22 protein-coding genes and 1 pseudogene are annotated in these 25,181 nt (G+C 34.8%); 10 read left to right on the top strand and 13 right to left on the bottom strand.

Annotation, left to right across the window (positions count from 1 at the left end; genetic code table 11):
• Positions 1-13: 13 nt before the first annotated feature.
• Together AACY93_RS10660 and AACY93_RS10655 are read right to left on the bottom strand one after the other, a co-directional pair.
• Positions 14-478 (bottom strand): GNAT family N-acetyltransferase, encoded by a 465-nt coding sequence (locus tag AACY93_RS10660; RefSeq protein WP_286854283.1) that lies wholly within the window; start codon positions 476-478, stop codon positions 14-16.
• Positions 468-1,490, bottom strand: coding sequence for a formimidoylglutamase (locus AACY93_RS10655; RefSeq protein WP_286854284.1), 1,023 nt, complete (start codon positions 1,488-1,490; stop codon positions 468-470). Before AACY93_RS10655 ends, AACY93_RS10660 begins: the two co-directional genes overlap by 11 nt.
• Positions 1,491-1,583: 93 nt before the next feature.
• Here AACY93_RS10655 and AACY93_RS10650 point away from each other — a divergent pair, with 93 nt between their 5' ends.
• Positions 1,584-2,468, top strand: coding sequence for a hypothetical protein (locus tag AACY93_RS10650; protein ID WP_007651195.1), 885 nt, complete (start codon positions 1,584-1,586; stop codon positions 2,466-2,468).
• Positions 2,469-2,563: 95 nt separating this feature from the next.
• On the opposite strand, the gene hutI is transcribed toward AACY93_RS10650, so the two are convergent.
• The 3 genes from hutI to fumC form a co-directional block, all read right to left on the bottom strand.
• A complete protein-coding gene (gene hutI, locus AACY93_RS10645) occupies positions 2,564-3,799 on the bottom strand; it encodes an imidazolonepropionase (RefSeq protein ID WP_286854285.1) in 1,236 nt (411 codons plus the stop codon).
• 97 nt (positions 3,800-3,896) lie between these two features.
• Entirely contained in the window at positions 3,897-5,297 is a 1,401-nt protein-coding gene (locus tag AACY93_RS10640) for an FG-GAP-like repeat-containing protein (RefSeq protein WP_286854287.1), read from the bottom strand.
• Between the two features lie 53 nt (positions 5,298-5,350).
• Entirely contained in the window at positions 5,351-6,748 is a 1,398-nt protein-coding gene (gene fumC / locus AACY93_RS10635) for a class II fumarate hydratase (protein WP_286854290.1), read from the bottom strand.
• Between the two features lie 147 nt (positions 6,749-6,895).
• On the opposite strand from fumC, the gene AACY93_RS10630 reads away from it, so the two are divergent.
• A complete protein-coding gene (locus AACY93_RS10630) occupies positions 6,896-8,188 on the top strand; it encodes an APC family permease (RefSeq protein ID WP_286854291.1) in 1,293 nt (430 codons plus the stop codon).
• 104 nt (positions 8,189-8,292) lie between these two features.
• Entirely contained in the window at positions 8,293-8,469 is a 177-nt protein-coding gene (locus tag AACY93_RS10625) for a hypothetical protein (RefSeq protein ID WP_007651187.1), read from the top strand.
• Between the two features lie 72 nt (positions 8,470-8,541).
• Here the strand turns inward: AACY93_RS10625 and AACY93_RS10620 are convergent, their stop codons facing one another.
• The 3 genes from AACY93_RS10620 to prfB all read right to left on the bottom strand — a co-directional run bounded on the left by AACY93_RS10620 (position 8,542) and on the right by prfB (position 12,564).
• Positions 8,542-10,995 carry a TonB-dependent receptor gene (locus AACY93_RS10620; protein ID WP_286854293.1) on the bottom strand — a complete coding sequence of 818 codons (2,454 nt, stop codon included), beginning with the start codon at positions 10,993-10,995 and terminating at the stop codon, positions 8,542-8,544.
• Between the two features lie 117 nt (positions 10,996-11,112).
• Entirely contained in the window at positions 11,113-11,454 is a 342-nt protein-coding gene (gene arsC, locus AACY93_RS10615; RefSeq protein ID WP_286854295.1) for an arsenate reductase (glutaredoxin), read from the bottom strand.
• A 2-nt stretch (positions 11,455-11,456) separates the two neighbouring features.
• A protein-coding gene (prfB, locus tag AACY93_RS10610; protein WP_286854297.1) for a peptide chain release factor 2 occupies positions 11,457-12,564 on the bottom strand; the annotation gives its coding sequence in 2 pieces (ribosomal slippage) (positions 11,457-12,500 and positions 12,502-12,564; 1,107 coding nt in all).
• A gap of 93 nt (positions 12,565-12,657) precedes the next feature.
• Between prfB and AACY93_RS10605 the strand changes: the two genes are divergently transcribed.
• A complete protein-coding gene (locus AACY93_RS10605; RefSeq protein ID WP_286854299.1) occupies positions 12,658-13,683 on the top strand; it encodes a GntG family PLP-dependent aldolase in 1,026 nt (341 codons plus the stop codon).
• Positions 13,684-13,739: 56 nt separating this feature from the next.
• Here AACY93_RS10605 and AACY93_RS10600 read toward each other — a convergent pair whose 3' ends face one another.
• Positions 13,740-14,069 carry a YegP family protein gene (locus AACY93_RS10600; RefSeq protein ID WP_007651174.1) on the bottom strand — a complete coding sequence of 110 codons (330 nt, stop codon included), beginning with the start codon at positions 14,067-14,069 and terminating at the stop codon, positions 13,740-13,742.
• 113 nt (positions 14,070-14,182) lie between these two features.
• On the bottom strand, positions 14,183-14,506 hold the full coding sequence (locus AACY93_RS10595; protein ID WP_286854301.1) for a YbaB/EbfC family nucleoid-associated protein: 324 nt from the start codon (positions 14,504-14,506) through the stop codon (positions 14,183-14,185).
• Positions 14,507-14,591: 85 nt separating this feature from the next.
• Here AACY93_RS10595 and AACY93_RS10590 point away from each other — a divergent pair, with 85 nt between their 5' ends.
• From AACY93_RS10590 to AACY93_RS10580, 3 genes are all read left to right on the top strand, one after another.
• Complete coding sequence (locus AACY93_RS10590) at positions 14,592-16,652, top strand: oligopeptidase B (RefSeq protein ID WP_007651172.1); 2,061 nt, start codon at positions 14,592-14,594, stop codon at positions 16,650-16,652.
• Between the two features lie 69 nt (positions 16,653-16,721).
• Entirely contained in the window at positions 16,722-17,768 is a 1,047-nt protein-coding gene (locus tag AACY93_RS10585) for a cysteine synthase family protein (protein WP_286854302.1), read from the top strand.
• A gap of 125 nt (positions 17,769-17,893) precedes the next feature.
• Positions 17,894-19,153, top strand: coding sequence for an aminotransferase class I/II-fold pyridoxal phosphate-dependent enzyme (locus tag AACY93_RS10580; protein ID WP_007651169.1), 1,260 nt, complete (start codon positions 17,894-17,896; stop codon positions 19,151-19,153).
• Between the two features lie 92 nt (positions 19,154-19,245).
• Here the strand turns inward: AACY93_RS10580 and AACY93_RS10575 are convergent, their stop codons facing one another.
• From AACY93_RS10575 to AACY93_RS10565, 3 genes are read right to left on the bottom strand one after another with little or no spacing between them, the layout of a single operon-like run.
• Complete coding sequence (locus AACY93_RS10575) at positions 19,246-19,608, bottom strand: hypothetical protein (RefSeq protein WP_286854303.1); 363 nt, start codon at positions 19,606-19,608, stop codon at positions 19,246-19,248.
• A 28-nt stretch (positions 19,609-19,636) separates the two neighbouring features.
• The gene (locus AACY93_RS10570) at positions 19,637-20,755 is read right to left on the bottom strand and encodes a GTP cyclohydrolase (protein WP_286854304.1); all 1,119 of its coding nucleotides are present in this window, start codon (positions 20,753-20,755) and stop codon (positions 19,637-19,639) included.
• Between the two features lie 18 nt (positions 20,756-20,773).
• Entirely contained in the window at positions 20,774-21,760 is a 987-nt protein-coding gene (locus AACY93_RS10565) for a transporter (protein WP_286854307.1), read from the bottom strand.
• A gap of 191 nt (positions 21,761-21,951) precedes the next feature.
• Here AACY93_RS10565 and AACY93_RS10560 point away from each other — a divergent pair, with 191 nt between their 5' ends.
• The 3 genes and pseudogenes from AACY93_RS10560 to AACY93_RS10550 all read left to right on the top strand — a co-directional run.
• Entirely contained in the window at positions 21,952-22,230 is a 279-nt protein-coding gene (locus AACY93_RS10560; RefSeq protein WP_007651162.1) for a DUF4834 family protein, read from the top strand.
• 29 nt (positions 22,231-22,259) lie between these two features.
• Positions 22,260-24,689, top strand: coding sequence for a YfhO family protein (locus AACY93_RS10555; protein ID WP_286854308.1), 2,430 nt, complete (start codon positions 22,260-22,262; stop codon positions 24,687-24,689).
• Positions 24,690-24,720: 31 nt separating this feature from the next.
• Positions 24,721-25,181 (top strand): annotated as a pseudogene (locus AACY93_RS10550) (glycosyl transferase family 1); the annotation flags it as partial.

The following is a 25,181-nucleotide window of genomic DNA, read 5'->3' as shown; positions in this document are numbered from 1 at the left end:
ATCACTTATAGCATTATAGCTTTAAAGTCATTTTAATATCGCTTCGCTTATACGGACTGTTCTCTTCAACAGGTACTTCATTAAAACCAAACTTTCTGTAAATATAAATGGCATTTTCAAGTTTTCTGTTAGAGTAGAGTATGAGCTCTTTAAAAGCATGTTTTCTTGAAAATTCCAAGCAATGCTGCATTAAATGTTGTCCAATTTTAAGGCCACGATATTTTGGAGCCACAGCCATTTTGGTCAATTCATAAACAGCTGTTTTAGTGGTTGGCATTAAAGCTACAGTACCAATAATGGTATCTTTCATTTTTACAAAAAAAATATGTCCACCAGGTTCTATTATATACTTTTTCGGTTTGCTTAGCACCTCCTCGTCAAAAGGTTCCACATAAAAATAAGTTTGCAACCATTCTTTGTTTAGAGAGTAAAAATCATTGGAATATGCTTTTTGGAATGGAATAATGTCAATGTGCATTGGCTCTTAAGAAATCTGTAATTAAATAAGTAATAAGTTTACCTACCTGTGTTTCTGTTTCTGGTGTTGGTGCAGCTTCGCAAATGTGCAGATAGGTTGCGTTGGGATCCTTGCCAAAATATGAAACAAAACGTCTGGTGTCATTAACACTAAACCCACTAGGTGTCATAGCACTACTAGGAATGTTTAGTATGGCGTCACAATCTATTTCTATTCCAAAAGGATGGTCTGACACATGATGGAGCGCTTTGGACATTTCTGCTTTAAATTTCACTTCTTTTCTTATAAATAAGGATTCAAAGGTATTGTAAGCAATGTTTTTAAGGTTGTCCAAGGTTTTAAACACCTCCATGGAGGTGTAATTTTCATGCAATCCAAATATGAAATACTTTCTTAAAAACCCTTCAGAATAAGCATATTTAAATCCATTGCCACTGTGTCTGCCTTCTTCTTTTCTAAAATCTGTATGTGCATCAAAGTTAACCACGTTTACACGTGCGTTTAAAGCTAAAGAAGTTCCTTTTAGGTTACCATATGCATTGTTGTGACCGCCACCAATGATAATGGGTTTTTTTCCGGCTTTAACAATTTTGTAAATAATATCTGAAACCTCAGCATCTATTTTAGAAACCATTTTTCGGGCTTTTAAAACGTCTTTAGGATGATTTTGGTCCAATAAGGATAATTTTTTTAAAAGCGAATCGAAGTTTAAATGACCTAGTACCAGGACTCTATCTGCGTGGGTAAATGTGTTGGCTTGAATATTTAACAAAATTTTAATTGTAGCATCCCAAGCAGCTGAAGTCCCTGATTTTCCGTAGTTTGCGAAAACCCCTACATCTTCAGGGACTCCAAGAATTACATAATCAACGTCCAAACTTTTAATATCCTCGTATATATTGGAAATGTCGGTTAACATTTTAATATGTTCACCAAATTTGGATTCGGCTGGTCTTTTTTTAAGCAGCTTTTTTAAAGTTGAAGGATTAAATAAAACAAGTTTGTCTTCCATTTTGGCTAGATATTAAAGAAGTTAAAATTACATTTTTTTAGACAAAAAAAACTAAAACCGGAATTAAATTAAAAACAACAAACACAAATAACAATGGAAAACAACAAAAATAACAACATGGGTTTAAAAGTGGCTTTGGGCATTGCCTTGGTACTTTTTTTAGGAGCTGCTTTTTATTCTTTCAACCTGTTAAAAGATAAGAAAGAAACAGAAGCACAATTAATAGAGGAAAAACAATTGGTCATGAAAGACTTAAGTAATATGGCCAAGCAATACGATATTGTAATAGGAGACAATGAAATTGCCAATAAAAATTTAGTTGAAGCCAAAGCTAGAATTCAAGGTTTAATTGATTCGTTACAAATTTCTGAAACCAATGTAAAAAGCTTGTGGAGATACAAGTCCAAATACCTAGCCTTACAAAAAGAAATGGATGTATTGTTAACAGAAAACGATAAGTTAAAAATTGAAAATTCCTTATTAGCTACATCTTTGGATAGTACAAGGGTTCGATTGGAAGAGCGTACCATGTTTACAGATTCATTAATGGTTCAAAATACAGCATTAGCAGAAGTTGTTGAAAATGCGGCTGTTTTAACCACTGTTGGCCTAAAAGGCTATGGTGTTATTGAAAGATCTTCAGGGAAATTGATTCCAACAGAAAGGGCTGGACGTTCCGATAAAATTAGAGTATGCTATACAGTTGCCAAAAACGCTTTGGTTCAACCAGGAGAGCAAGAACTTTATGTTCAGGTTATTGATCCTAAAAACAACACCTTGGGTGTAAACGAACAAGTTCAATTTGGAGAAAAGACACTTAATTACAGTTTGGTAAGCAAATTTAATTACGAAAATGCAAACTTAAATATTTGTGAATTTGTGACTCCAAATGCTGATGGTTTTGAAAAAGGCCGTTATACCGTTAACGTTTTCAATGAAAAGGACTTGGTGTCAACTTCAGAATTCACTTTAAAATAACAAGTAGTTATCATTAGTTAATATCCATAGAACTAATAATGACAAAAACCCGAAAGTTTAAGCTTTCGGGTTTTTTTATATCAATTAAGGGTATTTTAATAAATTAAACCATTAATAATTACCTGCTCAATATGGTTTTCGCCAAAGGCATAAGGCATAAAGGCATAGCTTGGTATTTCTTTGGTAATTATTAGGTTGGCTTTTTTCCCTTTGGTAATGCTACCATACATATTACTTATTCCCATGGCATAAGCACCATTAATGGTAGCAGCATTTATGGCTTCTTCTGGTGTCATTTTCATTTTAATACAAGCTGTACTAACTACAAAGTTCATATTGCCACTTGGTGTGGAACCAGGATTGTAATCTGTTGCCAAAGCCAATGGTAGTCCAGCATCAATAAGTTGTCTGCCAGGTGTATAAGGAATGCTTAAAAAGTAGGAGCAGGATGGTAAGGCCACTGGCATGGTATCACTGTTTTTAAGTACTTCAATATCTTCTTGGTCCATTTGCTCTAAGTGATCTACGGAAAGCGCCTGATATTTAACACCCATTTCTACACCACCAAAGGCATTAAACTGGTTGACATGAATTTTAGGAATCAAGCCATGTTCTCTTCCTGTCTTTAAAATACGCTCTGTATCTTCCAGGTCAAAATATCCTTTCTCACAAAACACATCTATGTAGTTTGCTAGTTTTTCGTTGGCTACTTCTGGGATCATTTTATTCACAACCAAATCCACAAAAGCTGTTTTGTTGTTTTTATAGGCCTTAGGTACAGCATGAGCTGCTAATAAAGTAGCCCTTACTTTTACTGGGAATTCCTTTTTCAATCTTTTTATAACACGAAGCATTTTTAGTTCAGCTTCAAGGGTCAACCCGTAACCGGATTTTATCTCAATGGCTCCAGTACCTAACTTGATGACATTTTTTAAGCGTTTGGCCGATTGTTGATATAAGTCTTCCTCAGTGGTGTTTTGAAGTTTTTCGGCAGAATTTAAAATGCCTCCACCACGATTGGCAATGTCTTCATAACTCAATCCGTTGATTCTATCAACAAATTCCTGTTCCCTGTTGCCAGCATATACTATATGTGTGTGAGAATCGCACCAGGTAGGAAGTACTATTTTTCCTGAAGCATCAATTATTTTATCGGCTTCTAAGTTTTGAATATCATCCATGGAGCCATAATCTACAATTGTATCGTGTTCAATAAGCAAGTAGGCATTTTTAATACTGGGAAGCACACGCATGTCTTTTCCTTTTACTACTGAAATGTGTGACTCCCTAACTTGAAGAAGTTCTTTGATGTTTTTAATTAATAGTGACAAAATGTTATGTTTTTTTCAAAGTTCCGTAATTTTTTACTGATAAAAAAAACGCTATCAAGAAAAGATGATAGCGTTTCATGGTTTAGGTGAAAAAAGTCTATTTTTTCACAAACTTATAGCTTGTATTCAATTGATCCAATTTTAAGATGTAGATGCCGTTTTGAAGTTTGGAAACATCCAACCCTTTATTGGTGTTTACTGTTTTACTTAGGATTTTCTTTCCTAAAATGTCATATACAGAAACCCTTTCTGTATTTGATGTTAAACCTTTAAAATAAATTCTATTGGAAGTAGGGTTAGGGTAGATACTTACAGTATTTAATTTGAACTCTTGAGTGCCAATTAAATTTAAATTATTTTCAATCCATTTTAAAGTACCATCTTGATAACCTAATGTAGCAAAATCTATGTCACCATCATTGTCAAAATCGTTTATGGTAAAGTTATACACTTGGTTATGTAAAGTGTTGTTTGTTATTATAGTTTCAGCTCCTAAACCACCAAAGGCATCACTTTCAAACCAGAACACATCGTCATTTTGATTAAGACCATCTGCTGCGACAATATCATTATATCCATCGTTGTTTAAATCTGTTACAAAGGCTATTGAAGGATATTGATGAGAACTTACTGGTACTTCAGTAAAATTCCCGGCTCCATCGTTTTGATAATAAGCAATTTCATGACCAGATAAATCAACTTTAACAATGTCCATGAAAGAATCATCATTTACATCACCAAAATCCAGACCAAACAAATACGTGTTTCCAGTAGAGATATCTCCAACTGCAGATTCTGTAAAACTAACAGGGTTATTATCTGTTAATGGATTGTAATTGTTGTAATACAATTCAACAGTACCAGCATCTGTATTGGCAACCACAATATCTAAATCGGTATCTCCATCTACATCTGCAATGTCAATATTTCCACAGCCTAAACCTGCAGTGGCTGGAACAACATCTTGTTCTGTCCAAGGTAAACCATCGTTAGCAAACCAAATGACCCTGTCTGTATCTCCACTGGCTCCATATACAGATAATACGATGTCCAGTGTAGCATCAGAATCTATATAACCTGTAACAATGGTTCCAGGAGTATCCAAGGAGCTTGAAATGATTGCTTCGTCTGCAAAAGTACCATCTCCATTGTTGGCATACCAAACTAATTTACTCCCACCACTTGATGATGCCAAAACATCATTACCATTTATTCCATCAATATCTGCAATATGAACACCACTTACTAGACTTAAATTTTTTATGATTGGTGCTGCAAAAGTTCCATCTTCATTGTTGATATAAATTTCTACAGTATTTCCCGATTGTGTGCCTACTGCTAAATCTGGATAGGCTCCTGGGTTTAAATGTCCGGAGTCAATGACATACGGATTAGAACCTGTTGATCCAACAGTATGGATTGCAAAGCCTTCCTCTTGACTAAATCCTGCAAAAATTATTGCATTAAAACTAAGGAAATTAAGTAATATTTTTTTCATATTCTTGGTTGGTTATGTTGGTGCTAATATACTGATTTTATTTTATTTAGAGTTTATTTTATACTACCAACCATATCTTCAGGTCTTACCCAAGCATCATATTCCTCAGCAGTAACATAACCTAAATTAATAGCTTCTTCCTTTAAAGTGGTGCCATTTTTATGTGCTGTATTTGCAATTTCAGCAGCTTTGTAATAACCTATTTTGGTGTTTAAAGCTGTTACTAGCATTAACGAATTGTTTAACAGTTGTTTGATAACTTCGTGATTTGGTTCGATACCAATGGCACAATGTTCGTTAAAACTCACGCAGGCATCACCTAAAAGCTGAGCAGATTGCAGCACATTTGCAGCCATCATAGGTTTAAATACATTTAATTCATAGTGACCTTGAGTGCCACCTATTGTCACTGCAACATCATTACCCATAACTTGGGCACAAACCATGGTTAAGGCCTCACATTGAGTTGGATTAACTTTACCTGGCATAATAGAACTTCCAGGTTCGTTTGCCGGAATTATAATTTCACCAATTCCAGAGCGAGGTCCAGAAGCCATCATTCTAATATCGTTGGCAATTTTATTTAAAGAAACAGCCAATTGTTTTAAGGCTCCATGTGTTTCTACCAATGCATCGTGAGCAGCCAAAGCTTCAAATTTATTTTCGGCTGTAACAAAAGGTAAGTTGGTGAATTTTGAGATATATTCTGCTACCAATTCAGCATAACCTTCTGGCGTGTTTAAACCCGTACCAACTGCTGTTCCTCCCAATGCCAGTTCAGACAGGTGTGGCAAGGTGTTTTGTAGGGCTTTTAAGCCATGATCCAACTGTGACACATATCCGGAAAACTCTTGTCCCAACGTTAAAGGTGTCGCATCCATTAAATGGGTTCTACCTATTTTCACCACATTTTTAAATTCAATGGACTTGGTATGGAATGTGTTTCTTAATTGGATGACACCATGAATGGTGTGTTCTACAATTTTTTTATAGGCTGCAATGTGCATGCCAGTAGGAAAGGTATCGTTAGATGATTGTGATTTATTTACATCGTCGTTTGGTTGAATGGTTTTGTCTCCTTCACCAATAACTTTTCCAGCAAGTTGATGTGCTCTATTTGCTATCACTTCGTTAACGTTCATGTTACTCTGTGTGCCAGATCCCGTTTGCCAGATAACCAAAGGAAATTGGTCGTCGTGTTTACCTTCCAGGATTTCATCACAAACTTGAGCGATTAAATCGCGCTTGTCTTCGGAAAGAACCCCTAAGTCACAATTGGTATATGCAGCAGCTTTTTTTAAATACGCAAACCCATATACTATTTCTAATGGCATGGAAGCTGGAGCTCCAATTTTAAAATTATTTCTAGAGCGCTCTGTTTGAGCTCCCCAAAGTTTGTCAGCAGGCACTTTTACTTCGCCCATGGTATCTTTTTCTATTCTAAAATTCATGATTGTAATAAAATTAAATGTCCCACAAAATTACGATTTTATGACTAAATTAGTTAAGAGTTAAAGAGTTATTTGTAAGAAAATATTCAATTAGGATGTTCATCTTGAGTTAAAAAAACTAATTTTATGTAATAAATAGAATAAAACATGCCTATACAATCCAAAAACACTGATAAAATAAGTTTACGCGAAGCCATTTCCATTGGCATTGGAGGAATGGTTGGTGGAGGTATTTTTGCTGTTTTGGGTTTGGCAGTGTCATTAGCTCAAGGAGGAACACCAATAGCTTTCTTTTTTGCAGGAATTATTGCCAGTCTCACTGCTTACAGTTATTCCAAATTATCATTGGCTTTTCCCGATAGAGGAGGAACAGTTAAATTTATAAATCAAGGTTTTGGAAAAACGGTGTTCAGTGGCACCATTAACAATTTGTTATGGGTAAGTTATATAGTGATGTTATCGCTATATGCATCTGCTTTTGGGTCTTATGCTCCCAATCTATACCAGCTTACAGGTAAAACCTCAATGGACTCCCATATTTATTTAAGTGCAATTATTGTTTTGGCAACTGTTATTAATTATTACAGTATATCTGTAGTTAGTAAAATTGAATCATTTGCTGTTATTGTTAAGCTTATTATTTTGTTGGCATTTGTAGGAATTGGCATTCACGGTTTGTTTGGAAATCCAAATTTGGAGCAACTTGCTATATCCAATTGGGAAAGTCCGTTGCTGCTTCTAACTGGAGGCATGGTTATTTTTGTGGCTTATGAAGGGTTTGAATTAATTGCAAATGCAGCGCCAGATATAGTAAATCCAGAAAAGAATGTTTCTAAAGCCTATAACTATTCGGTATGGTTTGTGGTATTTTTATATGTCATTATCGCTATTGTAACAGTAGGTTCGTTGCCTTTTAAAACCATTGCGAAGGCTGAAGATTATGTTTTGGCTGAAGCGGCGAAACCCATGCTTGGACAAGTTGGGTTTACTATTATAACCATAGCAGCATTAATTTCAACTTTCTCTGCCATAAATGCTTCGCTTTATGGTGGAAGTAGGGTAAGTTTTGAAGTGGCAGAAGACGATGAACTACCTCACCATTTAACAAGTACATTGTGGAACAAACCCATTGGATTGTTAATTACTGCAGTTTTAACCTTGTTAATAGCAAACACCTTAGAGCTTGAAAGCATATCAACTGCTGGAAGTGCAGGGTTTTTATTGATTTTTGCCATAGTGAATTATGTGGCATTTAAGCTTTCCAAACAAATTAGTGGAAAAAGAATCATTTCATTGTTTGGTTTTTTAATGTGTGCAATTGCTTTTATAACCTTATTGATTCAGCAATACACTTCTAATTTTGTGGGTGTTATTGTAATCCTATCTATTATATTATGTTGTTTTGTTATAGAATATGTGTATAAAAAACATGTCTCTTAATAAAACACTTAATAAAGATGTTAATAAATCTTAATTTTACTGTTGTGTAAAAAAACCTTTTCATGTATCTTTGCGATAGTTAATTTAAAAAAGAAATTTTCATCATGTTCGAATTTGACCAATACTTAGGATTTATAGCATTTTTAACCATATTAACAATTGGTTTTTGGTTAATGATATTTTTATTAACGTTTGTAATCCCTTATTGGATTGGTGGCGCATTCATTGAGCGTATGAAAGAAATTAAAGAAGAGAAAAAAGCAAAACGTGAATTAAATTAATTTTGTTTTTAACATATAAATAAAAAGGAAGCCAATTGGCTTCCTTTTTTTATGGGTTGCATTTTGAAGATCTTAACCTTCAAAATCCATATCGTCTCCACCATAACCATTACGTTGTTGACGTTTCTTTTGTTGATTGAATCTGTAGGTAAAGGATAGATTGATACTACGTTCTCTCCATTGAAACTCTGAAGTTCCCGTATATGTAGGAGTTGTAGTGTCCATAGTACGTTTTCTACTATTCAATAAATCGCTTACGTTAAGTGCTATAGAAGCATTCTCGTTGAAAATATCTCTACTAAAAGCCATGTTTGCAGAAAATACACCTTCTCTTTTGTTTTGGGCATCTTCTGATGGTCCTCTATAGTTTAAACTTGTTTGCCATTCTATTTTTCCTGGAAGGGTATATTTATTATTTAATCTGGCAAACCAGCTGGTATTATCGTTGTCAAGAGACAAGCCGTTTGGGTCTGTACCTGTGATGGATTGTCTAAATATATTGAAGTTGGCATTGATATTCCATTTACGTATAGGGTTATAGGTAAGCGTAAATTCAAATCCGTATCTGTCTTCTTCGGCCAAGTTAATTGGTGTACGCTCAATTACAGAAAATGTTTGGCCATTTACATCCACTGTTTCCCCAGTATCAAAACTTATAAAACTAAAGGCATCTGTTGTATGTTGGTAATAAGCCGAAGTATTTAAAGAGACTTTACCAAATTTTTTATAATAACCCAAATCAAATAATCCTGAATAACTTGGAGCCAGCTCTGGATTTCCTCTAAAAATACTGGTTACACTGGATCTAGAAGGGAATGGATTGATAAACCAAGATCTTGGTCTTTGAATACGTCTGCTATAACCTAAAGTTACATTTTCATTTTCACTTAACTCATAGCTTAAGTTTACTGTAGGGAATAAACCAGTATAGTCGTTTTTACTGTAATCCCCACTTGTAGGTTGATCTACAGTAATACGTGTGCTTTCCAAACGAAGTCCCAATAAATAAGAAAATTTACTTCCTACTTTACTACCAAATTGTGAATACGCTGAATTTACATATTCACGATAGTTTAAAAAGTTGGAAAGTCCTGTGCTTAACTCAAACTCATTGGTGGTTTCATTTAAAAACTCTACAGTATAATCTGTATCTTGGTCGTTAAAATTACCACGATATCCTAACTCAAACTGGCTTTTTTCTCCAATAGGTAAAACATAGTCAGCTTGAAGTAAAATGCGGCTTTGGTCTTCAAGTGTAGCAACTTTTTCTGTATTTATTCCTTCTTGTAATACTTTAGAAAATTCATCTTCCGAATTATCTTCATATTGAAAATCCATGGTTAATTTATGGCCACCATCGTCAAAATTCTTAGTAAAGTTTACGGAATACTGAAGAACGTTGTCTGTTTCCTCTTCTGGATCGAAACGATTGCTTTGAGATTCAAACTGTTGATTTTCATCCAAGTAAATTAATGTATTGGTGGTGTTGCTTTCATTGTCACCATTTCTGTAAGAAACGGCACCAGTTAATGAGGCCGAATCCGTAATATACCATTCCACACCAAAGTTGGTGCTCAAACCTTTTCTAACACGGTCGTAATCATTTGTTTCATCTGAATAAGTATCTAAATTATCTACTATTAAATTGCCATTATCATCAAATTCTTTATTGAAAAATTGAGTGTAAGATGAAGAGTTTCCTGGTACTTCCCTGTAATCGTAACTGGTAGTGTTAAATATGTTTAAATCTCCCGTTCTGTAATTGATATTTCCTGAAATTCCAGCAGATTTTGGCCAACCTACATTGGTGGTTATAGCACCATTTAAACCTTGCAGTTTGCTTCGACGTAAAATAATATTTAAAATTCCAGCCGTTCCTTCGGCATCATATCTGGCAGAAGGAGAGGTAATAACTTCAACACGTTCTATGGACTCTGCAGGTAACTGACGTAAAGCGTCTGTGGAATTGATGCCAACCAAACCAGAAGGTTTTCCATTTATTAAAATCCTTACGTTTTCATTACCTCTTAAGGCCACATTACCTTCCACATCTACTGAAACAGAAGGCACGTTGTCTAAAACATCACTAACGGTTCCACCACGAACTGTTAAATCCTTTCCAACATTATATATTTTCTTATCAAGTTTTATTTCAACAGTTGTTTTTTCTGCAATGATTTCAATTTCATCCAAGGCTTCGGTATCTGCCTCCAAACTTAAAGTCCCTAAGTTTTTATCGGTTGAAAGCTTTTGGTCTGGAATGGTTTGTTTTTTAAATGAAATAAATTCAATGGAGATATCATAAGTGCCACTTGGTACAGGAATGCTGAAATTTCCAGCTTCATTGGTAATGCCTCCAGTAACAATTCTGTTTTCAGCTTTGCTAAAAAAAGCAACTGTTGCATATTCCAAGGGTTGACCTGTAGTTTTGTCTATGACTTTACCTGTAATGGTAACATCTTTTTGGGCTTGCATGGTCGCAAATGATAAAAATGTAAAAAGAAAGGAAAATAAAATTTTGTTCATGATTGTGTTTTTGCAATGTAAGACTGCAAAAATAGAATTTGGTTTAGTGGTGTTTGGTTAAAAGTTTGTTAAATAAAAAAAGCTTCAAAAACCAAGGTGTTTGAAGCTTTAATGACTTTAAATAATTTCTAAAATTTTTTCAGGAGGTCTACCTATTACAGCTTTGGAGCCATTTATTACAATGGGTCTTTCTATAAGTTTTGGAAATGAAACCATGGCTTCAATAAGTTGCTCTTGGGTTAAATTTTTGCCTTTAAAGTTTTCTTTCCAAGCAGCTTCATTTTTTCTAATTAAATCTTCGGCTGGAATATTTAAAAGATTTAAAAGCTGTTTTAGTTCTTCTTTTGTTGGAGTGTTTTCCAAATAAGCAATAATCTCAAAGTTTTTACCAGATTCTTTAATAATTTCCAATCCATTTCTGGATTTGCTGCATCTGGGATTGTGATAAATTTTAATCATAGTTATAAGGTTTTTTCTTCGGTTTTTTGTCCCATCATCATCAAGTAGGCTTTTAAAAAAGGCTCTATATGTCCATCCATAACAGCATCTACATTACCAGTTTCGTGTCCAGAACGTACATCTTTGACCAATTTATAAGGGTGCATGACATAGTTTCTTATTTGGCTTCCCCATTCAATTTTCATTTTTTCAGATTCAATGTCTTCACGTTGTGCCATTTGTTTGCTGAGCTCAATTTCATATAGTTGAGATTTCAACATTTGTAAGGCACGTGCTCTGTTATCGTGTTGCGAACGGGTTTCAGAACAGGAAATTTGTATGCCAGTAGGTTTGTGGGTTAACTGTACTTTGGTTTCCACTTTATTCACGTTTTGTCCACCAGCTCCACTGGAACGTGCTGTGGTAATTTCAATATCTGCCGGATTGATCTCAATTTCAATGGTATCGTCCACCAAAGGATATACATACACTGAAGCAAAACTGGTATGTCTTTTGGCATTGCTATCAAAAGGGGAAATGCGCACCAATCTATGAACGCCATTTTCTCCTTTAAGCCAACCAAAGGCATAGTCGCCTTCTATTTCCAAGGTAACCGTTTTAATGCCAGCAACATCTCCTTCTTGATAGTTGAGCTCTTTAACTTTAAAACCACTTTTTTCGGCATACATTAAATACATGCGCATAAGCATACTTGCCCAGTCGCAGCTTTCGGTTCCGCCAGCTCCAGCCGTAATTTGCAAGACAGCACTTAAACTGTCTCCTTCTTCTGAAAGCATGTTTTTAAACTCCAAATCCTCAATCAATTCAACAGCTTTTTCAAAGCAGGTGTCTAAATCTTCCTGTGTGGATTCGCCTTCTTTAAAAAATTCGTAAATGATTTCAAGTTCTTCAACTTGGGATTTGGCTTTATTGAAATCTTCAACCCATTTTTTTTTGGTTCTAAGGGATTTCATCACAATTTCAGCAGCTGTGGAATCGTTCCAAAACGTTGGGGAAAATGTTTGTTCTTCTTCGTTCTGGATTTCTATAAGTTTGGCATCTATGTCAAAGATATTGTCTAAGCGCACTTAGACGTTTGTTTAGATCTTTAATTTGATCGGAAGTAATCATAGTTTTATTTTGTTTCCACAAAAATAAAATTAAAAACTGGCAGATAAAATATAACTTGATTTAATTTTATAGTTTTATACTTTAATTTTTTTTATGACTATAGATTTAAGAAGTGATACGGTTACCAAGCCAACAAAAGACATGTTGGAAGCTATGATGCAAGCCAAGGTTGGTGACGATGTGTATAAAGAAGACCCAACGGTAAATGCGCTTGAAGAGCGCCTTGCCAAAATGTTTGGTAAGCCCAAGGCCTTGTTTTTTCCTACTGGAACCATGGCAAACCAAACAGCCATAAAACTGCATACCAATCCTGGAGATCAAGTTATTTGTGATAAAGACGCTCATATTTATAATTATGAAGGTGGAGGCGCATCTTTTAACAGTGGTGTTTCCTGCAAGCTTCTTCAAGGACATAGGGGCATGTTTACGGCAGAACAGGTTGTTGAAGCCATAAATCCACCAGACTTTTACCACAGTCCCTTAACAGCATTGGTAGAAGTTGAAAATACGGCCAACAGAGGAGGAGGTTCTTGTTGGGATTTTGAGGAGTTGAAAAAGATAAAATCGGTTTGCGATACAAATAATTTAGGGTATCATTTAGATGGTGCAAGAATATGGAATGCCTTGGTTTCCAAACCAGAAACAGCTACAGATTACGGGAAATTGTTCGATACCATTTCTGTATGCTTAAGTAAAGGATTGGGATGTCCCATAGGCTCTGTGTTAATTGGAGATGAAGCCCTTATGCAACATGCCATTAGAATAAGAAAAATCCTTGGTGGAGGCATGAGACAAGTGGGTTATTTGGCTGCTGCAGGTTTGTATGCTTTGGACAATAATATCCACAGGTTGGTTGATGACCATAACAAAGCCAAAGAAATAGGCGAGGTTTTAAATGGTTTGACTTTTATTAAAAAAGTAGAACCCGTTGAAACCAACATCATTATTTTTGAATTACGGCAAAAAACAGACGAAACTAAATTTTTGCGTTTGCTTGAGGCCAATAATATTCGATTAAGTGGTATGGGACAAGGAAAGTTGCGAATTGTAACACATTTGGATTATACAGATGCTATGCATGACAGGTTTTTAAGTGTATTAAAACAAGTGAAGATATAACAAAAAAGCATCAGAATTCTGATGCTTTTTTGTTGCATGTGAAAAAATATCTTTTTTTAAGCTGTTTTATCTTCAATTCCAGCATTTGGCGCATTGGTTTTAACCGATTCTATGCCATTTTCCATTCCAGATTCTGAAGCGTACATTTGGCTGCTTCCTATAATTTGTCCGTTTCCAGCTTTTATATTGAAATGGAATTTTCCGTTGGAAGCTGTTTTTCTTTCAAACTTCGCGTCGTCGCCACAATTGGTTTTAACAGATTCTATACCGTTTTTTGCACCAGATTTATCGGAATAACCCTGACTGGACAGGATAACTTGACCGTTTTTGGCTTTTAGGTTAAAATAATACTTTTGGTTGTTTTCACTTTGAAATAATTCGAACATAGCGTTAAAAATTAAAATTAATTCTTAAAAATAAGGATTTTATAAAAAAGTATGACTTTTATTGCCCTCAAATTGTTAGTTAAAAATTCTTTGAGTTTGAACCAAAAGCCCTTTTACTTAAACATATCCATTCCCGGAATATTTGGCATGCCATCTTTTGCCACTGCAGCTATTTCAGATTCGTTTACTTGCGTAGCTCTTTCAATGGCTTTGTTTAGTGTAAGTATCAGGTAGTCTTCCAACTCTTCCTTGTCCTGCAACAAACTTTCATCCACTTTAATGGATTTAATGGTTCTGTTGGCTGTTAAAGTGACTGTTATTTTTTTGTCGCTACTGCTTTCATCAATTAAAACCGTATCCAATCGTTTTTTGGTTTCTTCTACTTTTTTTTGGGTTTCCTTAAGTTTTCCCATCATTCCCATGAGATCTCCAAACATAATTTTATATTTTATTAATTTAATTACAAAGCTATTTAATTTTCATATTTTTGGCACTTATAATTCAGTTAAAAATTTTTCACTTTTGAAAAACAAAATATTCCCTCCAAAGGCAAAAAAAATTCCTAAGACCCTTGTTGCGCATGACGATGTTAGAATAGACAATTACTATTGGTTAAATGATAGGGAAAACCAAGAAGTATTGGATTATTTGCACGCCGAAAACAAGTATACCAAACAGATGATGAAACACACAGAAGCGTTTCAGGAAAAGTTGTTTGAAGAAATGAAAGCCAGAATCAAAGAAGACGACCAGTCCGTTCCTTATAAGTTTAATGGATATTGGTATATAACTAGATTCGAAAAAGGGAAGGATTACCCTATTTATTCCAGAAAAAAGGAAACCTTGGAGGCTCCTGAAGAATTGTTGTTTGACTGCAATGAAATGGCCAAAAACCATGCTTATTTTAAATTGGGCAGTATCTCCATTAGTCCAGATAACAGCTTGGCAGCTTTTTCAACAGACACAGTTAGTAGGAGGCAATACATTATTCAGGTTAAAAACCTAATTACTGGTGAAATCTATCCTGAAAAAATTAAAAATACCACAGGAAGTGTAACTTGGGCCAACGACAACCAAACCCTTTTTTATTCCCGTAAAGATAAGGTAACGCTTCGTTCCAACAGTATTTGTAAACACAAATTGCATACTAAAGTAACTGAAGATGTGGAAGTATATCATGAGGAAGACGAGACTTTTAACACCTTTGTATATAAAACCAAATCCAGAAAATATATAGTGATTGGGTCTTCAAGCACCTTAACCTCCGAGTACCGGATTTTAAATGCCGATACACCAAACGAAGCCTTTAAAATATTTAGCAAAAGGGAAAGAGGTGTAGAGTACTCCATTGCACATTACGAAAACCATTTTTATGTGCTTACAAACAAGGATGGTGCAGTAAATTTTGAACTTAAAAAAACAACCGAGACTCATACAGAAAGTAGTAATTGGCAAGACTTACTGCCACATAGGAAAGACGTACTTTTGGAGGATATAGAAATTTTTAAAGACTATTTGGTTGTAAGTGAACGGGAACAAGGTTTAAATAAACTTCGAATCATGAGTTGGGATGGAAAAGAAGATTACTATTTACCTTTTGAAAGCGAAACCTATACAGCTTACACGGGCAACAACCCAGATTTTGATAGTGAATTTTTAAGATATACCTATAATTCCCTAACAACACCAAGTTCGGTTATAGATTATCATTTTAAAACCAAAACCAAGGAACTGAAAAAAGAACAAGAGGTTTTGGATAAAAATTTTAAGAAAGAAAATTACGCTTCAGAAAGAATTTGGGTGACTGCAAGAGACGGTGTAAAGGTACCTGTATCTTTGGTTTACAGAAAAGATTTAAAACAAGAGTCGGGCAATCCACTCATGTTATATGCTTATGGGTCTTATGGGTCAACCATAGATCCATATTTTTCAACCGTTAGGCTAAGTTTGTTGGATAGAGGTTTTATCTATGCCATAGCACATGTTAGAGGAGGGGAATATCTGGGTCGCGATTGGTATGAAAACGGAAAATTATTGTCCAAAATGAACACCTATTACGATTATATAGATTGTTCAAAGTATCTAATTGCAAACAATTATACTTCAGAAAAACATTTATATGCTTATGGTGGTTCGGCTGGAGGTCTTTTAATGGGAGTTATTATCAATTTGAATCCTGAACTCTATAATGGTGTGTTGGCTGTAGTGCCTTTTGTGGATGTGGTTACAACCATGTTGGACGATACCATTCCTTTAACTACTGGAGAATATGATGAATGGGGAAATCCAAACGATAAAGCTTATTACGAGTATATGAAATCTTATTCCCCTTATGATAATGTTAAAGCGCAGGATTATCCTCATTTATTGGTAACTACGGGACTTCACGATTCCCAAGTGCAATATTGGGAGCCTGCCAAATGGGTTGCAAAATTACGTGACCTGAAAACGGACTCTAACAGGTTATTGCTGTATACAGATATGGATACGGGTCATGGAGGCGCATCTGGACGATTTGAAAGCTTAAAGGAGGTCGCTTTGGAATACGCTTTTATATTGGATTTGGAAGGAATTACTTGTTAGTTAAAAAAAATATGTATTTTTGCAAGGTTTTAGGTTGCTTTAATATTTAGTTGCCAAAAAATAACATGTATGAAAAAAAATAAACAAGTTTTTAATAATGTTTTAGAATTGGTAGGCAACACGCCTCTAATTAAACTAAATAAAATCACCTCTTCTTTAAAAGGAAACTATTTTGCTAAAATAGAATCTTTCAATCCAGGACACTCTTCAAAAGACAGGATAGCTCTTTATATCATTGAAGAAGCAGAAAGAAAAGGGATTTTAAAACCTGGAGACACCATTATTGAAACAACTTCCGGAAACACTGGTTTCAGTATCGCTATGGTTAGCGTCATTAAAGGATATAAATGTATTCTTGCCGTAAGTTCTAAATCTTCGGCAGATAAGATAGACATGCTTAAAACCATGGGAGCCCAAGTATATGTGTGCCCAGCTCATGTCCCTGCAGACGATCCAAGATCGTATTACGAGGTTGCCAAACGCTTACATAGGGAAACAGAAGGTTCTGTTTACATCAATCAATATTTCAATGAATTGAATATAGATGCCCATTACCATACTACAGGACCAGAGATTTGGAACCAAACTGAAGGTAAAATCACCCATTTGGTAGCTTGTAGTGGAACAGGAGGAACAATTTCCGGCATTGCAAAATACTTAAAAGAACAAAATAAAGATGTTCAGGTTATTGGTGTGGATGCTTATGGATCTGTCATAAAAAAATATCATGAAACCCATGAGTTTGATGAAAAAGAGATTTATCCTTACAGAATTGAAGGTCTGGGAAAAAATCTAATTCCTACTGCTACAGATTTTGATGTTATAGATCAATTCATAAAAGTTACAGACGAAGAAAGTGCCCATACAGCCAGAGAGATAGCCAAAACCGAAGGTTTGTTTGTAGGTTATACTTCAGGAGCAGCCATGCAAGCTCTAAAACAGCTAAACGAAGAAGGCACATTTAATGAGAACTCCAATGTTGTGGTTGTATTTCCTGACCATGGCTCACGTTATATGAGTAAAATATACAGCGATTCCTGGATGAATGAACAAGGCTTTTTTGATAGTCAACATGAGCAGGAAGAAACAGCTCAAAGTATACAATATATTAAATAACTACCATTTAAAGCATGTTACTGAATTAAGTAACATGTTTTTGTTAATAATAGTGTGAAAAAAGATTATGTATTAAGCATTTAAATATCTAATTTTGCGCCATTAAATCATGATTAATAGCTTATATGAAAGACTTATTCGATAAAATTTATAGAGATAAAGGACCACTTGGAAAATGGGCATCACAAGCAGAAGGCTACTTTGTGTTTCCTAAACTGGAAGGTCAAATCTCAAACAGAATGAAGTTTCAAGGAAAAGATGTCATTACTTGGAGCATCAATGATTACTTAGGTTTAGCAAATCATCCTGAAGTTCGAAAAACAGATGCAGAAGCTGCTGTAGCTTATGGTTCTGCCTATCCAATGGGAGCTAGAATGATGTCTGGACATACAGATTTACATGAAAAATTACAAAATGAATTGGCAGCTTTTGTAAACAAGGAAGCAGCCTATTTATTAAATTTTGGTTACCAAGGAATGGTTTCCACTATTGATGCCTTGGTTGCAAAAGACGATATAATTGTTTACGATGTAGATGCTCATGCCTGCATTATAGATGGTGTGCGTTTGCATATGGGAAAACGCTTTACCTATAAGCACAACGATATTGAAAGTTTAGAAAAAAACCTTGAAAGAGCCACTAAAATGGCTGAACAAACTGGTGGTGGGATTTTAGTGATTTCCGAAGGTGTGTTTGGGATGCGTGGTGAGCAAGGACGCTTAAAAGAAATAGTTGAACTTAAAAAGAAATTCAACTTCAGGTTTTTAGTGGACGATGCCCATGGTTTTGGAACCCTAGGTAAAACAGGCGCTGGAGCAGGTGAGGAACAAGGCGTTCAAGATGGTATTGATGTATACTTTGCCACTTTTGCAAAATCCTTGGCAAGTACAGGAGCTTTTATTGCTGCCGATAAAGAAATTATTGACTTTTTAAAATATAACTTGCGTTCGCAAATGTTTGCAAAATCCTTGCAAATGCAATTGGTAGTAGGAGCTTTAAAGCGTTTGGAAATGCTTAAAACCATGCCAGAACTTAAAAATAAACTTTGGGAAAACACCAATGCACTTCAATCTGGTTTAAAGAAAAGAGGTTTTGATATTGGGACCACACAAAGTTGCGTAACACCTGTTTACTTAAAAGGAAGCATTCCTGAAGCTATGGCTTTGGTAAGGGATTTAAGAGAAAATTATGGTATTTTCTGTTCTATTGTAGTATATCCTGTAATACCAAAAGGATTGATTTTACTGCGTTTAATTCCTACTGCAACTCATACCTTGGAAGACGTAAACGAAACCTTGGATGCTTTTGATGGCATTAGGGAACGTTTGGAAAATGGTACCTATAAAAGGCTGTCTGCTTCTGTAGCTGCTGCCATGGACAAATAGAATATCTAACCGTTTATATATAAAATCCGATAGTGTTTTTGCTATCGGATTTTTTTATTGAATATGTTTTCATAATACTATAAGCACATATGTTACTTTTCAAATGTCATATAGGATGTTGGTGCTTCTGGAATATGGGCATGAAGATTTTGAATTTCAAATTTTGATTCATCAATAATATAAAATTCAAGTTCACTAGAATACATACTATTACTTATTGGCGTAAGTTTTATGGTATTGTCTTTCAATTCATAAAAAAACTTAGTCTGACTTACATGTCCAGGTTCAGATTTAATAACGATCTTGCCTAATTCAAATCTTAATTGAGTACGACCATTAACAGGTGAAGTTTCTGTATATGTTCCAATTAAAATGTCATTGTCATCATCATCGTTACTACATGATGCATAAACACCTAATAAGATAAGTAAACAGATGAGTTTTAGGTTTTTCATAATAAAATTTAAAAAATCGATTTCAAGACTACAACTCTTTTTTAAAGGTTTTTCGTCTCTTTATAATTTCACAATCAAAATCCTTCCATATTTGTTGCGATGCCAAATTATTGGCTAACTCTGGCAACCGGATACAAGTCTCTATGCGATTCTTTTTTAAAGTCTCATAAAATTCTTTAAAAATTATGGCAGTAACACCTTTGTTTTGGTAATGTGGCTCAACACCAATTAGGTAAAACAATACGGTTTTGCTGTTCTTTTTGGCTTTTAACAATTTTAAAAAACCAAAAGGAAACAGTTTGCCATTTACTTCCTGCAAGGCTTCTGAAAAGGATGGCAACACTATGGAAAATGCGACCATATTGTCGTTTTCATCAAAAACAAATTTAATGTATTCCGGATTGATAAAATTGATAAATTTCTGTTTGAAATAATCCCTTTGTGCATCAGAAACAGGAACAAAAGTAGAGAGTTTGGAATAGGATTTATTGAACAAATCGAACATGCTGTCTATATGTGGAACAATCTCTTTTGTTTTGGTAAATTTGCTTGGTCTAAGTTTAAAACGTTTGGTAATAATCTCGTTTACCCTTGTAAAGCGTTCCACGGGAATGTTTTTAAAAAGAAATTTACTTTCTATATATTCTTTTTCAGGTAAATAGCCTAGCTGTTCAAAATGTGTGATATAATAAGGATGATTGTACCAGGTTGCCATGGTTCCTATATGATCAAACCCATAGGTTAAAGCTCCATTTTTGTCCAAATTTGAAAAACCAACGGGACCTTCAACAAATTCCAATTGATGGGATTTTCCAATTTCTGCCACTTTATCCAATAATGTTTTGGAGACCTCCAAATTATCTATGGTATCAAACCAACCAAAACGCATTTTTTTTACATTTTGTTCATTGATTTCAGTCCAATTTACAATGGCAGCCACACGGCCAACTACGTTGTTGTCTTTATAGGCAAGGAAAAAATGAGCATCAGCATGCAAGAAAGCTGGATTTTTATCCGCACTTAGCGTTGCCACTTCATCTGAAATAATAGGAGGAACCCAGTATTTGGAGTTTTTGTATAATTGAAAAGGAAAGGTTACAAATGCTTTTAACTCCTTTTTGTTTTTTACTTCTTTTAGTGTAATCATAGGTGTTAAAACATCAAATTAATTATCTGAATCAAAATCTATTTCTTCTTTTTTACGTTTGTTTTTTTTCTCGCCACGAGCTTTGTTTTCCCTTCTTTCAAGTTCATCTTCAGCAGAAGTGCCATCATCTTCTTCTTTGTCTTTATGAAAATCCAAACGATAGGAAGCTCCCAAGGCGACTCCAAATACAGATGGTGTGTCTTTGGTGTTAAAGGTGGCAGCTGCATCAACCTGTAAATTTCTGGTCCATAAATAGGCACCACCAAAACGAATTAAGTTATCTGCATAAAAATCACTGCTTATGTTTTCAGATTCTGCAAAAACAGCTAATTGGTCGGTTACAGATTTGGTTAAGGTAAGTATAAATGAAAAATCTGATTGGTCTGTGCCAATACGATCTTTAATAAAATTCATGACAAATACCCAACCACCAGAAAAATTGTTTTGGGTTGAAACCATGATTTTAGGGCTAAACCCTTCAACTCCTGAAGCAGTAAATGGGTTATCGGCTGTGTCATAATTGGCTCCTACATAAACAGCAACAGCGGGAATTAAATATTTCCATTTAAAGCTATGGTTGGCTTTCCAGCTGTATAAGTTTGGTTTTTCTTCTTCAGAATTTTTAAAAGGGTCGTACACTAAATATTTGGCACCCAAAGTCAGATTTTTAAAATTACTGAAACTGTCTTCGTTGGGAACTGTATTGGTATAACTTCTTTTGGTTGATTGAAACGTGCCTTCCAGGTTCAATTCCAATTGTGGCCACAACAATCCGTATCTTACAGCAAAATCTGCTCCAAAACTTTTGTCCTCTCTATCCAATAATTGGTGTTTTTCGTTTAGCATATATGGTCCAGCCTCAAATTGAACAACGTTTGTACCAACCGAAAAAGCACTTTGTGAAACACCAGGTCTGTTTGAGTTAATCACTTCGGTATATTGCGAATATCCATTTAAAGTGAAGGTAAAAACCATTAAAAATACATAAGTTTTTAAAGATGTCATATCTTATAGATTTTGTTGATTTGGAATCATATATCCATAACGCACTGTTGGTTAGTTTGTTATGGAATTTGCAAGCCACACAGCTTGGGTTTGGTTTAGTTTGAATCAAATATATAGATTTTATATTTTTTTTAAGTATTTATTTCGGTTTTTAAAATGTGAGATTTGTATTTTTGTGTAAAATTATATTTATGCTACAGTATGCATCTATAACAGGCGTTTTAAGGGTTATTTTAATTATTCTATTAATTTATTATGGCATAAAAATACTTTCTAGACTGTTTGCGCCTTTGTTGATTAAATATGTTACCAAAAAAGCTGAAGAGCGTTTTGGTGGTCAGTTTGGGCAATACCAGCAACCTAAAAAAGAGCGACCTAAAGAAGGGGAAGTGACTATAGATAAAGCACCTCAACGCACAACTTCAAATAAAAACGTAGGAGAATATGTAGATTACGAAGAAATTGATTAATTTTCGCTTTCATAGTTTAACCATATTTCATGCCTATTTCAATTAAAAAATGTTTTCCTCACATCCTTATTTTATTAGGGTTTGTAATTATTTCTTTAGTTTATTTCAGTCCTGTACTTCAAGGAAAATCTATTTTTCAAAGCGACATTGTCCATTATATTGGTATGTCCAAACAGCAAAAAGACTTTAAACAAGCAACTGGTGAAGAAACGTATTGGACCAACAGTGCTTTTGGTGGCATGCCAACTTACCAATTAGGTGCCCAATATCCCAATAATTATATTAAAAAACTTGACCTCGCCTTGAGGTTTTTGCCAAGACCAGCCGATTATCTTTTTCTTTATTTTATTGGTTTTTATATTTTATTATTGGTTTTAAAAGTAGATTTAAAACTAGCTGCACTTGGCGCACTAGCTTTTGGGTTTTCCACCTACCTTATTATTATTCTTGGTGTTGGCCATAACAGTAAAGCGCATGCCATTGCTTATATGCCGTTGGTATTAAGTGGTATTTTATTGACTTTTAGGAAACATTATATCATTGGCTTTTTGCTTACTACACTGGCTTTGGCACTGGAACTGGTAGCCAATCATCCACAAATGACCTATTATTTAATGTTGTTGGTGCTTGTGTTAGGGATAGCCTATATTATAGATGCTTATAAAAAACAGGAATTACCTCACTTTTTTAAATCTGTTGGAATTTTGGTGTTTGCAGTGGTTTTAGCTGTTGGTTTGAATGCTACAGGGTTTTTGGCAACACAGGAATATGCCAAGGAAAGTACTAGAGGTCAGAGTGAGTTAACCATTAATCCAGATGGTTCCCCAAAAGAAGTGACTTCTGGATTGGATAGAGATTATATTACAGAATATAGTTATGGTATTTTGGAAACTTTTAACCTTTTTATTCCAAGGTTTATGGGTGGAGGGAGCCATGAAGATGTGGGTAAAGATTCTGAGTCCTATCAATTCTTTTTAAAACAAGGAGTGCCTCCTTTGGAAGCCAGGGAATATGCCAAACAAACACCAACATATTGGGGAGATCAAACCATAGTGGAAGCTCCAGCTTATATTGGAGCTGTGGTGATTTTCCTCTTTGTTTTTGCCCTTTTTTTGGTAAAAGGCCGTTTAAAATGGTGGCTGGTTGGTGGCAGTTTGATGTCCTTGATATTGTCTTATGGAGACAGTCAGCCTTTTAAATTTATAACAGACTTTTTTATAGATTATGTGCCACTTTACAATAAATTTAGAGCAGTAAGTTCCATTCAAGTTATTTTGGAGTTGTGTATTCCAGTTTTGGCCATCTTTGGACTAGTAAGGTTATTCAATAATTTTAATAAAGACGAAGAAAAGTTAAAAGCTTTAAAGTTTACAGTAATTATAACGGCTGGGTTGGCTGTGGTATTCCTGTTGTTTAAATCCTCCCTTTTCAATTTTGTAGGAGGAAATGATGGTTATTATCGTCAGAATTTCGGTCAACAATTCATGGATGCACTAATTGCAGACAGGAAAACCTTTTTTACGGAAGACACCTTAAGAACCCTTGTTTTGGTATTGCTTTCTGCTGGAACCATTTATTTGTTTTTGAAAAAGAAACTTTCAGAAACAAAAGTAATCATGGCTTTTGCTGTGTTGATAGTAATTGATTTGGTAGGCGTGGACAGACGCTATGTAAACAACGATGATTTTGTGCCATCCATTAAAATGAATAAGCCTTATCAAGCTACAGAAGTTGATAAAGCCATTATGCAAGACCCAGAACATTTTAGGGTTTACGATTTGGTTTCCAGAGCTCCAGCCAAAGCTTCCTATTTTTACAACTCTTTAACGGGTTATCATGCAGCCAAATTAAAACGTTATAATGAATTGTACGATTTTTATATTTCCAAAAACAATATCAATGTGTTAAACATGTTGAACACCAAATATATTATTGCTGAAGATGAAGAAGGAAATCCATTTCCCTATACCAATCCGGATGCCAATGGCAATGCTTGGTTTGTGGAAAACATTAAACTGGTAAATTCAGCAAACGAAGAAATTTTGGCCCTGGACAGCTTGGATACTAAAAAAGAAGCGGTGATGATGGCCGAAAATGGTTATGCCTCTTTTTTGAAAGACGACATCATGATTGATACCACAGCAACCATTACTGTGGAAGTATATGAGCCCAATTATATTAAATACAAATCCAAAAGTGCCGTAGATGGCTTTGCTGTATTTTCAGAAATATATTATAAAGAAGGTTGGAATGCCTATGTAGATGGTCAATTAACACCATATTCGCGTGTAAATTATGTGTTGAGAGGGATGAACGTTCCGGCAGGAGAACACGTAATAGAATTCAAATTTGAACCAGAAGTTGTAAAAACCGGTAGCCGAATTGCTTTGGCTAGTTCCATAATTTTTGTTCTGTTGCTTATAGGTGGCTTATTTTATAATTTTAAAAACACAGATTGATTTTTAATCCTTAGTTGGCTTTTCAATAAACATGACTAAAACCAAGGTTCTTATCATCGCTTACTATTGGCCACCTGCTGGTGGTCCTGGCGTACAACGTTGGCTAAAGTTTGTTAAATACTTGCCTGAGTTTGGCATTGAACCCATTGTGTATGTGCCATCAAACCCTAGTTATCCAATAATTGATGAAACACTTTTATCTGAAGTTTCAGAAGGGATTACTGTTTTAAAGCAGCCTATAAAGGAGCCATATAAATTTGCAGGGTTTTTGTCCAAAAGCAAAACTAAAACCATCAGCAAAGGGATTATTCCCAAAGAAAAAAGACAATCACCTATAGAGAAGCTCATGCTTTTTATAAGAGGGAACTTTTTTATTCCAGATGCCAGAAAAAAATGGGTAAGACCTTCGGTTCAATATTTGGATACATATATAGACGATTATCACATACAAACAGTTATTACCTCTGGACCTCCACATAGTTTGCACCTTAT

It is taken from the genome of uncultured Xanthomarina sp. (assembly GCF_963971605.1).
Taxonomy (GTDB): Bacteria; Bacteroidota; Bacteroidia; order Flavobacteriales; family Flavobacteriaceae; genus Xanthomarina; species Xanthomarina gelatinilytica.
Note: the sequence above shows the minus strand (reverse complement) of the source record. Positions and strands in the feature narration are given on the sequence as shown.

Excerpts from the sequence above, each read along its gene's own strand:
- AACY93_RS10595 (WP_286854301.1), bottom strand. The coding sequence starts at position 14,506 with ATGTTTGGAGATCTCATGGGAATGATGGGAAAACTTAAGGAAACCCAA.
- AACY93_RS10600 (WP_007651174.1), bottom strand. The coding sequence starts at position 14,069 with ATGTTCGAATTATTTCAAAGTGAAAACAACCAAAAGTATTATTTTAAC.
- AACY93_RS10555 (WP_286854308.1), top strand. The coding sequence starts at position 22,260 with ATGCCTATTTCAATTAAAAAATGTTTTCCTCACATCCTTATTTTATTA.
- AACY93_RS10630 (WP_286854291.1), top strand. The coding sequence starts at position 6,896 with ATGCCTATACAATCCAAAAACACTGATAAAATAAGTTTACGCGAAGCC.
- AACY93_RS10585 (WP_286854302.1), top strand. The coding sequence starts at position 16,722 with ATGAAAAAAAATAAACAAGTTTTTAATAATGTTTTAGAATTGGTAGGC.
- AACY93_RS10565 (WP_286854307.1), bottom strand. The coding sequence starts at position 21,760 with ATGACATCTTTAAAAACTTATGTATTTTTAATGGTTTTTACCTTCACT.
- AACY93_RS10575 (WP_286854303.1), bottom strand. The coding sequence starts at position 19,608 with ATGAAAAACCTAAAACTCATCTGTTTACTTATCTTATTAGGTGTTTAT.
- AACY93_RS10580 (WP_007651169.1), top strand. The coding sequence starts at position 17,894 with ATGAAAGACTTATTCGATAAAATTTATAGAGATAAAGGACCACTTGGA.
- fumC (WP_286854290.1), bottom strand. The coding sequence starts at position 6,748 with ATGAATTTTAGAATAGAAAAAGATACCATGGGCGAAGTAAAAGTGCCT.
- AACY93_RS10605 (WP_286854299.1), top strand. The coding sequence starts at position 12,658 with ATGACTATAGATTTAAGAAGTGATACGGTTACCAAGCCAACAAAAGAC.
- AACY93_RS10640 (WP_286854287.1), bottom strand. The coding sequence starts at position 5,297 with ATGAAAAAAATATTACTTAATTTCCTTAGTTTTAATGCAATAATTTTT.
- AACY93_RS10620 (WP_286854293.1), bottom strand. The coding sequence starts at position 10,995 with ATGAACAAAATTTTATTTTCCTTTCTTTTTACATTTTTATCATTTGCG.
- AACY93_RS10650 (WP_007651195.1), top strand. The coding sequence starts at position 1,584 with ATGGAAAACAACAAAAATAACAACATGGGTTTAAAAGTGGCTTTGGGC.
- AACY93_RS10570 (WP_286854304.1), bottom strand. The coding sequence starts at position 20,755 with ATGATTACACTAAAAGAAGTAAAAAACAAAAAGGAGTTAAAAGCATTT.
- AACY93_RS10655 (WP_286854284.1), bottom strand. The coding sequence starts at position 1,490 with ATGGAAGACAAACTTGTTTTATTTAATCCTTCAACTTTAAAAAAGCTG.
- AACY93_RS10625 (WP_007651187.1), top strand. The coding sequence starts at position 8,293 with ATGTTCGAATTTGACCAATACTTAGGATTTATAGCATTTTTAACCATA.
- arsC (WP_286854295.1), bottom strand. The coding sequence starts at position 11,454 with ATGATTAAAATTTATCACAATCCCAGATGCAGCAAATCCAGAAATGGA.
- AACY93_RS10660 (WP_286854283.1), bottom strand. The coding sequence starts at position 478 with ATGCACATTGACATTATTCCATTCCAAAAAGCATATTCCAATGATTTT.
- AACY93_RS10560 (WP_007651162.1), top strand. The coding sequence starts at position 21,952 with ATGCTACAGTATGCATCTATAACAGGCGTTTTAAGGGTTATTTTAATT.